8 protein-coding genes are annotated in these 11,651 nt (G+C 41.5%); 6 read left to right on the top strand and 2 right to left on the bottom strand.

Annotated elements, in window-relative coordinates:
* Positions 1–74: 74 nt before the first annotated feature.
* A complete protein-coding gene (locus tag AC1DDK_RS05790; RefSeq protein ID WP_288879135.1) occupies positions 75–683 on the bottom strand; it encodes an RNA polymerase sigma factor in 609 nt (202 codons plus the stop codon).
* Between the two features lie 222 nt (positions 684–905).
* Here AC1DDK_RS05790 and AC1DDK_RS05795 point away from each other — a divergent pair, with 222 nt between their 5' ends.
* From AC1DDK_RS05795 to AC1DDK_RS05810, 4 genes are all read left to right on the top strand, one after another.
* Entirely contained in the window at positions 906–2,069 is a 1,164-nt protein-coding gene (locus AC1DDK_RS05795) for a FecR family protein (protein WP_337716778.1), read from the top strand.
* A 234-nt stretch (positions 2,070–2,303) separates the two neighbouring features.
* Complete coding sequence (locus AC1DDK_RS05800) at positions 2,304–5,687, top strand: TonB-dependent receptor (RefSeq protein ID WP_477611808.1); 3,384 nt, start codon at positions 2,304–2,306, stop codon at positions 5,685–5,687.
* Between the two features lie 11 nt (positions 5,688–5,698).
* Positions 5,699–7,390 carry a RagB/SusD family nutrient uptake outer membrane protein gene (locus AC1DDK_RS05805; protein ID WP_172660064.1) on the top strand — a complete coding sequence of 564 codons (1,692 nt, stop codon included), beginning with the start codon at positions 5,699–5,701 and terminating at the stop codon, positions 7,388–7,390.
* Positions 7,391–7,473: 83 nt separating this feature from the next.
* Positions 7,474–8,823 carry a DUF3863 domain-containing protein gene (locus tag AC1DDK_RS05810; protein ID WP_172660065.1) on the top strand — a complete coding sequence of 450 codons (1,350 nt, stop codon included), beginning with the start codon at positions 7,474–7,476 and terminating at the stop codon, positions 8,821–8,823.
* 75 nt (positions 8,824–8,898) lie between these two features.
* Here the strand turns inward: AC1DDK_RS05810 and AC1DDK_RS05815 are convergent, their stop codons facing one another.
* Positions 8,899–10,014 (bottom strand): LytR/AlgR family response regulator transcription factor, encoded by a 1,116-nt coding sequence (locus tag AC1DDK_RS05815; RefSeq protein WP_337716782.1) that lies wholly within the window; start codon positions 10,012–10,014, stop codon positions 8,899–8,901.
* Between the two features lie 203 nt (positions 10,015–10,217).
* Between AC1DDK_RS05815 and AC1DDK_RS05820 the strand changes: the two genes are divergently transcribed.
* Together AC1DDK_RS05820 and AC1DDK_RS05825 are read left to right on the top strand one after the other, a co-directional pair.
* Entirely contained in the window at positions 10,218–11,168 is a 951-nt protein-coding gene (locus AC1DDK_RS05820; protein ID WP_172660067.1) for a cytochrome P460 family protein, read from the top strand.
* Between the two features lie 6 nt (positions 11,169–11,174).
* A complete protein-coding gene (locus tag AC1DDK_RS05825) occupies positions 11,175–11,648 on the top strand; it encodes a hypothetical protein (protein WP_172660068.1) in 474 nt (157 codons plus the stop codon).
* Positions 11,649–11,651 lie beyond the last annotated feature (3 nt).

Genomic DNA, 11,651 nt, shown 5'->3' on the forward strand with positions numbered 1-11,651 from the left:
GTTAAGCAATCTCGTGAGCAATAGCTAAGCGGGTGTTCATGTCCTATACTGAAATACGTTTACAGATTTAAAAGCTAAAAAAGAGAGAGTACAAACAGGCAAAAAATGATAATTCTTTCTGTGTGACCAAAGAAATAACTTCGAAGAAGTCTCAGTGCCTTTCGCATGTGCTGTTCAACGGTGTTTTCGGAAATATGCAACTCTGAAGCGATTTCTTTGTTCGTGAGATGATGGTTGCGGCTAAGGTTAAAAACGCTTCTGCATCTTAACGGGAGCTTTTCTATCTGAAATATCAGCTGTTGTTCCAGTTCTTTGGATTCAATTGTCTGTAAAGTGGAATTGTCTGTTTCTGTAAAAATATGAGAGCTATGTTCCTCATACCTTTTTAACAGTTTTTCTCTTCGGTAATGATCTATGATCTTATGTTTAACAATGGTATACAGAAATGCAGAAAGGTTGATAATTTGATTGGCCGTTTTTTTCCTGGTAAATAATGTCAAAAAAGTTTCCTGAATAATTTCCTCAGATAACTCTCTGCTCCGGGTTTTGCTCAATGCAGCCGACAGCAAACCGACAGCATACCTTTTGTATAGCACTTCAAAAGCATTATCCGCTCCATTCTGCCATAGCAATATCAATTCTGCATCACTAAGCTCCACAGGCATAACTCTATATTTGGTCAACGAAAATCCTCAAAAATTAATTATCAGTGCAGGCGAAAGATGCCTGTATCCATTAATACGAAAATAAGCAACATAATTATCATAACTGTCCTTTACTATCCTGCCCTGTCATTGGGTAAATCAGCCAAGTGATACATGAATCTAAAAAAAAATAAAGAAGGGATAACGGTTGGATAATTTTCGTACGTCTTACCATTATAAGCACACCCCGATAGATCATTTATGGATAGCGAAAGGTTACAATATTTATTTGAACGATATCAGGCTTCCAGCTGTACTGAGGAGGAGTTGGAGGAACTTAATGACTGGTACGAAAAATTAGGTGCTGGCAATGGGCAGATTGAGCATTGGATTAACCAGGCAGGAGGTGAGGAGCAGTTGACAGAAGAGTTGTATCGTAATTTTAACAAAAGGAAAAATATACAAAAGAGACATCAGCTGTCTAGCTGGTCGTGGAAAGTATCAGCCGCCGCGATTTTGATTTTGCTTGGTACAGGACTTTTGTTTTACAAGTTTTTCCCCGGCCGCTCAGAGATTCCTGCTGAACTAGCGCAGGTTCCGATACCGCCAGGAAAGAACAAAGCAATGCTAACACTCGCTGATGGAACAAAAATTATTCTTGATGAAAGTAATAATGGAGCGATTTTCCACAAGAATGGGGTTTTGATTACTAAAACGGATAGCGGAAGTTTGGTCTACCATAATGAAAAAAATCCGGTAGTTACATCAGATAAAATGGCCTATCATACCTTATATGTACCAAGAGGAGGGCAGTATAAGGTAAAGCTGCCTGATGGAACTAATGTTTGGATGAATTCTGAATCTACACTTTACTTTCCAATTACTTCTAATGGGAAAGATCGTCAGGTACGTTTAACCGGAGAGGCTTACTTTGAGGTAGCTCATAATAAGCGACAGCCTTTTAAGGTACAAACCGGAGATCAGTTGGTAAGTGTATTGGGGACTCATTTTAACGTAAAAGGATATCCAGGGGATGCTGATATTGCCACCACCTTATTGCAGGGCAGTGTTCGTATTAGTAAGTTGTCCACCGGTCAAGCCAAAATGCTGCTACCCGGTCAGCAATCGAATCTTAAAGAAAGCGGAAAAGATATTGAAATCGCTTATGTCAAAACCGATCAGGCAATTGCCTGGAAAAACGGTTATTTTTTGTTTGACAACCAGGATATTAAAAGTGTGATGAAGACTATCAGCCGTTGGTATAATGTAGATATTACCTATAACAATCGCTTAGGGAATGACCGGTTTGGAGGTACTTTCTCCAGAAATGCAAACCTGTCTGAGCTCCTTGCAAACCTACAGGAACTTGGGGGTGTCCGTTTTCAGGTTACCAACCGAAATATCATTGTCAGTAGTAGCCAATAAATTTTATATAACTAAAGCTAAAGAAAGGAGTAAGATGTGTAATTACTAATGAAAAATTAGGACACCAAGAACCAAGGACGTTTGAGCCGCCCTTGGTATGCCAGAGTGAACTGGAGCGGAGGTCTGATCAAACTAAACGAATAATTTAAAAAACCAACCAACCAAATGTATAAAAAAAATACTGAAATAGTTTTCAGGAGGGATTCCTGTATGTTTCGACTAATATCCCTAAAGATGAGACTAACCTATATGTTATTGTTTTTTAGTGTTTTTCAGCTCAGGGCCGAAAGCTTTGCGCAGAAAATAAGTATATCTGTTCAGAACGCACAGATAACGGATGTCATCTCCGAGCTTAAGAAGCAGACAGATTTTGATTTCCTTTACAACAATGCCACGCTAAAAAATGCTAAACCGGTTACTCTGGATATTAAAAATCTCGATCTGAAAAAGGTTCTGGATCTTTGTTTTGAAAAACAACCGTTTGACTATAAAATCAGAAATAAAACGGTACTGATTACAGCTAAAAGGCGTTGGGATAATACGCTCTGGCCAGCTGTTGAAAAATGGCAGGTGCTTAAGGGGGTTGTCAGGGATTCTGCCACAAATGAAACGCTGATAGGGGTGTCAATCATGGTTGAAGGAACAAAGACAGGGGCGGTAACTGATAAGGATGGTAATTTTACCATCAGCCATCCCGAGCCAAATTTTGTTTTGGTGATTTCCTATTTAGGTTATCGTACCGAAAAGATATCCATTAGCGGTCAACAATCTATCGAGATTAAAATGAGTAAGATGAACACCAGCCTGAATGAGGTTGTTGTTGTGGGCTATGGTACAAGAGTTAAAGGGGCAATCACTGGTGCCATTTCAACGGTCAAGTCTGATGTATTTGAGAATCGCCCGCTTAACAATAGCCTGGATGCATTGCAGGGTACTGTACCCGGATTGACAATTACTAAGGGTAGCGGACAACCTGGAAATCAAAGCTACGGCATTAAAATCCGTGGCTATTCTTCAGTAAACGAAAGTAATCCTCTGATGTTGATTGACGGTATCCCTGGTGATATTGATAACATCAATCCAAATGACATTGCTGAAATCTCTGTGCTAAAAGATGCTTCTGCGGCCATTTACGGCGCGCGCGCGGCAGATGGAGTGATCATTGTAACCACAAAAAAAGGAAAAAGCGGAAAACCGGAAATTACCTATAGTGGTACAGTAGGTCTGAAAACGCCGACTTACCTTAGGAAGATTCAGAACACGCTGGAATATGCTGAATTTATGGATGAGGGCCTTCGTAACGCTGGTATCAATGGGTTTCCACAAGAGGTATTTGATAAAATCAGGGCCAATGCAGCACCAGAACTTGATGGTGGCTGGAATTATGGAATCACTAGCTATCCTGGTTTTTATGGTTATACGGACTGGAACAAAGAAATCTATAAAAATTCTACTCAGCAACTACATAACCTTTCCATATCAGGTGGCGGGGAAAACAATAATTATGTAGTATCTATGGGCTACAATAAAGATGAAGGATCACTCCGGTTCGGAGAAAACAATTCGGAAAGGTATAACCTTCGACTCAACTATGATTTTCGACTGACCCCTAAGTTCAACTTTGAAACAAGAACCAGTTTTGAGAATAAGTCTACCATTACACCAACTATGCTTGGAAATGCGCTGACCAATGTTACCCGCCAGTTCCCATATCAGCCGGTGCGCAACCCAAATGGGCAGTTCTATGGCTACCAAGGGTATGAAAATCCGGCGCAGTCACTGGAAGAGGCAGGCACTCAGCGTGGAAGCTCCTCCAGGTTTGCCACCAATTTTAAAGCTGATTACACCCTTCTAGAGGGACTTAAATTAATCGGACAGGCAGCTATAAGACTGGATTACCTCAATGACAATGGTACCAACAGGACCTTTACAAGGTACAATTATGTGGGTGACATTCAGGACATCAGAAACACACCGAATTCCGCCTCTTATCTTAATCTGAAAACATTAAATAAATTGTATCAGGTATACCTTGACTATAACAGGCAGCTGGGGGCTGATCATAGAATAAACTTTACGGGGGGAGGATCGATTGAAAAAACCAAAATCGAAGGCCAGACAACCTATGGTTATAATTTTATAGGCAATGACATCTTTACCTTAAATCTTGCTGACAGAACGAAAGCTGCTTATGCAAACTTTACTGGTAGACTAAGCAATCAGGCACTAGGCTCGTACTTTGGCAGGTTCAGTTACTCTTTCAGGGATAAACTGGTTTTAGACCTTACGGCACGTGCTGACGGTAGTTCCAAATTCTCACCGGATAAGCGCTGGAGTGCGGTATTCCCATCAGCTGCACTGGCCTACAATTTATCTGAAGAAAGTTTTATCAAGTCACTCAATACTTTTGATCTGTTAAAGCTCAGGGCATCCTGGGGTAAAATGGGTAACCAGGAAATTGGGCTGTTGGGTCTGTATGATTACATACCCTTGATCTCCATTGGTGGAAATTATCCTATAGGTAGTCCAAATTCGGGGTTAACCGGGGCCAATGCTAATCCAGCGTCTACAGATAGAACCTGGGAAACAATTGAAAATAAAAATATAGGTATCGATGTGGCACTACTTAGTTCCAAACTTAATTTTTCGTTTGATTATTATAATAAAACGAATAATGATATGTTGGTTGACATTGCTGTTCCTGCAACTTATGGCGGTACCGCACCTTCCTCAAACCAGGGAAAGTTGGTCACCAAGGGATTTGAAACCTCAGTCACCTGGAAAGACCAAGTGGGTGCTTTTCGTTACAGCGTATCGCTACAGCTTAGTGACAGCAAGAACAAGTTGGTGGAACTGAAAAATCTGGACAATTATCAGGAAGGTCTTAATAAATTCAGACAAGGTTATGGCATCTGGTCTTATTTTGGTTATGTGTACGAGGGTATCATTCAAAATCAGGAACAGCTGGATAACTACAAAAAGCTTACGGGTGTTCCTGCCCGCGTAGCCATTGGTGATGTAATGTATCGTGATGTTGACGGGGATGGAAAGTTGACTGCTTTTGGCGACAAATCAAAGGGTCTTAATGGTGATATGGTTTATCTCGGTAACCTGATTCCCAGGTATACCTTTTCTTCTAACATTAGCATAGGATTTAAACAATTAGACCTTCAGATGTTTTTGCAGGGCGTAGGAAAGAGAGATGTAAGGTATGAGGGTAACATTGCTACCCCAAATACATTTTACTGGCCTTCGCTTTCTTACTACAATGGAAAGACCTGGACGCCAGAGAGAACGGATGCTAAATTTCCACGATATCTTCCTGGTGGTGTAGGTTATGATGACATCAGAAGTTATGATTATCGCGCTTCATCTCTCACGATGCAGAATGTAGCCTATTTAAGGTTTAAGGTGATTACCCTGGGGTATAACCTGCCGGCCAGTGTTGCCAACAGTTTAAAAATGAAAACTGCCAGAATATTCTTCAGCGGTCAGGATCTTTTTACCATTTCAAAAGGAACATTTGGAGGGAACTTTGATCCGGAGGATGGCTTCAGGAATGAGGGAACTTATCCTTTCAATAAAGTGTATTCGCTGGGTCTTACTGTTAAATTTTAAACGCAAGCTTTATGAAACTTAAATATATTAATCATAGGAAATTATTAATTGCAGGTGTGTTTATCCTTGCTGCGCTTTTAAACGGATGCAAAAAAGACCTTAACCTGGTTTCGGAGGACAGTATCACTGATGCTACATTCTGGAAAACGGGTGCAGATTTTAAGCTGGCTGCAAATAATCTATATAACGGACTTGACCGTTTTGGCTTTGAGGATACTGAATCAGATATAGCATTTAATTTTCCAAATTCGGTAAGTAACGGAAACCTGCAGCCTGCAGAGTCAGTGGTACTCTGGACAGACAGCTATGGCTATATTCGGTCATCGAACAACATCATTGAAAAAGGATCGGCAAGTACAGATGCTGAAATAAAAAGATATGTGGCAGAAGCCAAATTCTTCAGGGCATGGTACTACTGGAAGTTACTGAGGCTATATGGTGGAGTGCCATTAATTACAAAAGTCTTGGCAACTGATGATCCGGCTTTATTTACTCCCAGGTCAAGCAGAACGGAAACTGTTGATTTCATTCTTAAAGATTTACAGGAGGCCAAAGCTGATCTACCTATGCAATCGGCTCTCGCTTCTGTGGATGTTGGTAGGATTACCCAAGGTGCGACGCTTGCTTTAACTGCACGTGTGGCATTATTTGAGGGGACATGGGGGAAATTCAGGGCTGATGGCAATGCTACAAAATATATTGATGCTGCGATTGCTGCTTCAAGGGAGATCATGAACAGTGGTACATATGGTTTGTACACAGGCAAGGGCGCGCAAAGCTATCGTTACTTATTTTTGGAAGATGGCGACGACTCCAGGGAATCGATTTTGGACAGGAGATATGCCCGAAATATCCTGGGACATGATATTCCATATCAGTATGATGGGAACGGTTATAACCCGACCAGAAAGATGGTTGACCTTTATTTAGATAAGAATGGATTGCCCATCACAGCTCCAGGAACGGTTTTCAAAGGTTACGGCACTTTTGTTTCTGAATTTCAGGACAGGGATCCCAGGATGACCATGACGATGATCATTCCGGGAACGTTAACCAACAGGGTTTTCTTTCCCGTAAATAAGATTGCCAACTGGCCTGATAAGCCGCAACGTAATTTCAATACAGGATATATACTCTATAAATATATGTCGGAAGACCCAGTGGCCAATAATTCCGGACAAAATGGAGATGCCAGTATATTTGACTTTGATCGCCACCTTATCCGCTATGCAGAAGTGTTGCTTATTTATGCAGAAGCAGTTTTTGAAAAAGCAGGAGCAATAAGCGACGGTGATCTTGATCTTTCGATTAATAAGCTCAGAGATCGTGCGGGTATGCCGCATTTGACCAACACTTTTGTGGCTACCAATAACCTTAATATGAGAAATGAGATCAGGAGGGAAAGAACTGTTGAACTCACTTTGGAAGGATTCAGGTACGATGACTTGCGCAGATGGAAAACTGCTGAGACTGAATTGCCACAGGATGTTAAAGGAATTAAAATTACTGGTTCTGACTGGGCTGGGAAAGCACCTTACAGCGATCCAAGCTACCTGAGTAAGGTAGATGCAAATGGTTTTCTGATTGCTGAAAAAAGCCGAAAATTCGATCCAAATAAGGATTATCTTCAGCCGCTTCCGACTAAAGAGGTCGCCTTTTATCAGGCTAATGGCCACAAATTAGAACAGAACCCTGGCTGGTAGGATGATTTTACGCTCGAGCTGGCCGACTGTTGTCGGCTGGCTTTTTATACAATAATGATTAAATGAATTAAAAAATAAATTATATGTTCAAAAAAGTGAGTTTATTAAACTTCTTGGTTATCTGCCTGATGTCTTTGGCATTTGGACAGCAAGCAAAGAAATCAGCTTCTGGAGGGCTTATGGGCCATCGATTTTTAACTTTTAATACTATAATAAGGGTAAACCAGATTGAAGTATCACGGGATCGGAGTGTTGGCGAGGATGAGCGGGCTTTACATACACCTGAAAAAGTTATTGCTTTCAGAAAAGCCGTGGAAGAGGGTTTTCCTGGAGCCAAGATGACCTGGGCGTTTAGCTGGCTGGCGCTGAATGACAGCACAGAGAATTATAAAGAAATCCGGAAACTCGTTGTTGGCTATCACCGTGAATATGGTGACGAGATAACGTTTATCCCCGGTGCTTATTTTGCAAATGCTTATAATACTACTGAGCAAGTAAATAAGGACCTGCATGACGGACTTGCACTTGTAAGCCGGATGGTAGGCAACAGCTACCGCCCGCTTAGTATAGTAGCGGGTTTCCTTTCTGCAAAAAACCAACAATACCTAGCTGAAAAAGAAAATATACATGTTTGCCAGGGCAACATCTGGAGTCAGTTTGCGATTGATAACCAGGATGGCGATGGTTCTGTTTCTTATCCCTTTTATCCTTCAAAAGAGCATTTTTGCAAACCTGCACAAGGTAAGAGCGATTTTATTGATGTAGTTAATCTGGACGGGTGGACTGTGGATTTTTTAGCCGCCAGACGACAAGGTTTTGCAGAAGGTTTTAACAGCCGTATGGGAGTTGGACCTATAGAAACATTAGGTAAGCACGGAAACGAGATCGGCCTGAAAGAAATGCTTCATGCTACTGCTATCCATTTTGATAAGGGCTTTGAATTGAATGGGTTTGGTTGGGTTACTAATTGCTGGGAATTGTCTCTTCCTTATGATGCTGCCCGGTTGAAGGATTGGCTAAGCAGTGTAAAAAAACGCTGGCCGGATACAAAAGTGATTACCCAGGGAGAGTTTGGTTTACTATGGAGATCCCATTACAAAAGCAACGATTTCAACTATCGCTTTGTAGAAAAAGGGTCAGGAATTGGTGGTTCGGATGCCAATCTTGAGATTAGTTGGTTTATGAACAAGGATTTCAGGCTGGCATTGCTTAGGGACTGGAAACTTAATAGCCCGAAGTTGGTAGTTGACTTTACCCGTTACGATTTGAATGCAAGGGAGCCAATTGGAATGACGAGAAAGTGGAGCTTAATGGGCGATATTAATCAAAAACAAACCCGTCCGCAGGATAAGCCCGTTCCGTTGAATAAGCTGCCGGAAAAATCAAATTTGATTATAAAAAAACGATACCCAAATTTATTAAAAGGGTTGTAATTTAAACATACAGGGTGATACACAGAAAGCTAAATTTTCAGAAGTGTTGATATGTAAACACTTCTGAAAAGAAGCCTAGCGATCTAACCATTTTTTGAATTCTGCAACTTTGTTCTTGCTGATGATGACCGGTTCGCTGGTCTTAGGATCGGTAACTATTCGCAACTGATTTTTACCGTATACGAAAATAGTTTTGATTGACCTCATGTTGATGATGAACTGTCTGTTTGCTCGGTAGAAGATATCGTTGTCCAACTGCTTCATCAGTTCGTCAAGGCTTATATTGGTAGAGAACTGCTTGTTGTCGAAAGTAAATATAAGAACGGTACTCCCGTCTAAAAAGAAATAGGCGATCTCGGACACATCCAGGTGTATAAGTTCATCTTTATGGTAGGTGATAATCCTTTTCCGACCGTTTTCCTTTTCTCGTTCAGGGTGCTGAACCAGTATCTGATCCTGCAGTTTTTCCTGCAAGGTATTGAGTTGCAGGTTGAGTGTACTCAGGCTGTTGATCTTTTCATTAAGGCCTGCGATTTCGTCTTCCAAGGCCTGTTCATGCTTGCTGTAAATCCTTCTTATCAGCAATAGGCAACACGTAATAATGATCAGGGTACTAAGCAGAAAACCAATGCTAAACTGCTTATATAGATCGGAAAGTTCCTGGTGCATTACCTCGATATTTGCATGGGAAGCTACAATCCAGTCGCTGCCTTTTACGGGGTACACATTTACGATTTCCGAGCTTCTGTGTTGGCTTTTGGGAAAGTTTCTGATACCACCGAGCTTTTTCTGAGAACTGATGACCTCGCTAAAGGAAATAGAATTTTTTCCTTCACCCAGATCAAGTTGGGAGTTGTTTTGTTCAATTTTTTGCCCTATAAGCGCCGGATTGGGATGGCAAAGTTCGATGCAGTTCTTATCATACATACAGATGAATTCGCTTTGCACGTCGGTATTCTCGATACTCTGCTGCAGGTTCCGTATCACTTGTGGCTTTTCAATTCCAATGAGCAGCTGTTGTTCCAGTAATCTGCCAATCTCCCTGCTTTCACGTTTCCCAGATTCCATCTTGCTGGTCCAAAGTTTTTCACTGGCAACCTGGTAAAGATAGCGGAAAGAGAAAAAACTGATCAACAATACCGTGGCAGTAACGGTTATGAAAACGTAAATATGCAGTCGGGTCTTATTCATTTGGGATGCTTGAGTAAAGTTCACGTACAAGAAGGGGTGTGTGAACTATAAATTTGTGTAAGCCGAATGTCCTAAAAATATGGACTTATTCAAAGAAAAAAAATCGGCTTTACCGGCTAATAATTCCCTTTAACAGGAAAACATTGGTTCAATCAGCTCGTAGAGAGTAGTTTTGTTTCATCATTATCTAATATAAGTAGTATATGAAACGTAAATGGAAAATTATTATTTGTATCGCACTTGCCTTAGTATGCCTGCAATTTATAAGGCCAAAAGAAACCACAGGCTCGGCATATGGCGTGGGCAAGCAGCTAGGTGGTGTGTCCAGAGAAGTAAACGGAATCTTGCAGACTGCTTGCTTTGATTGCCATTCTAGTGAAACGCGGCTACACTGGTATGACAAGATTACTCCTGTGAATTTTCTGGTCGCTTCGCATATCAGAAACGGTAGAAAAGCGCTCGATTTTTCGAATTGGGATTCGCTGGCTACCGCGCAGCAAAGTGCTGCGCTTTACTATGCGCTCAATAAGATCTTGTCCGGAGAGATGCCACTGCCAAGCTATACTGCCGTTCATCCTCAGGCTAAGGTGGATGAAAATGAGATTGAAACATTAAAACGTTACCTACTTTCCATTTCTTACGGAGCTAAACAAGGTAAAGTTGCGCCAAACAACCCTAAAGAAATAACGGCTGTGGGTGTTAAGCCAGAGCGGGAAGTTAAACCATCTCCTAACGGGATAGCTTATATTCCAGATTACCGAAATTGGAAGGCAATAAGTACTACGGACCGTTTCGACAATGGAACATTACGTATTATTTTTGCAAATGAAACCGCCGTAAAGGCCTTGCAGTCAAAAAAAACAGATCCATGGCCGGATGGGAGTATTTTTGCGAAGACTGCCTGGAAGCAGCAACAAAATGCTGATGGAAGTATTTCTGCCGGGAAATTTGTACAGGTCGAGTTCATGATAAAAGATGCCCGTAAATATGCCAAAACAAAAGGATGGGGCTGGGGAAGATGGAAAGGCGACGATTTGCTGCCTTACGGAAAGACTTTGGATTTTGATACCGAATGCGTTTCCTGTCATCAACCTCAGCGAGATAATGATTATGTATTTACCAGGCCAATAGACCTGTTCAATTTTAAAAATTAAACGATCATGAAAAGGAAATCAATTATAGGAATGATCTTATTCGGTTTGGCGCTAGCATTAGGCTGCAGTTCGGAACGTAGCGACAGTTTGAATGATGAAGCCTCAGTTGGATCTGTTCAGGGACTACCCGAAAATCCCTTACTACTAACCGCTCTAACAACAAGCATTCGTCCTGATAACGGTACCACGTCTACACTTTATGGAAATGAGCTAGCCGTACGCCATACGCACACGCAAGAGAATAGCTATCCGGCTGGCACGATTCTGTACAATGTTACCTGGAAACAAAAAGCAGATCCTCACTGGTTTGGTGCCCGTGTGCCAGGGAAAGTATTTTCGGTCGAGCGTGTTTCGATCGGCCTAAGTGGCGAAATGGTATATGAACTCTATAAGGGGAGCCCTCTAAGGTTGGTGCCGGCTTCGGATCAGATACAAAGGCTGTCGCAAGTCTTATCCATTCAACAGGCAATATCGCCATAGGTC

Source organism: Pedobacter sp. 05T44, assembly GCF_056395985.1.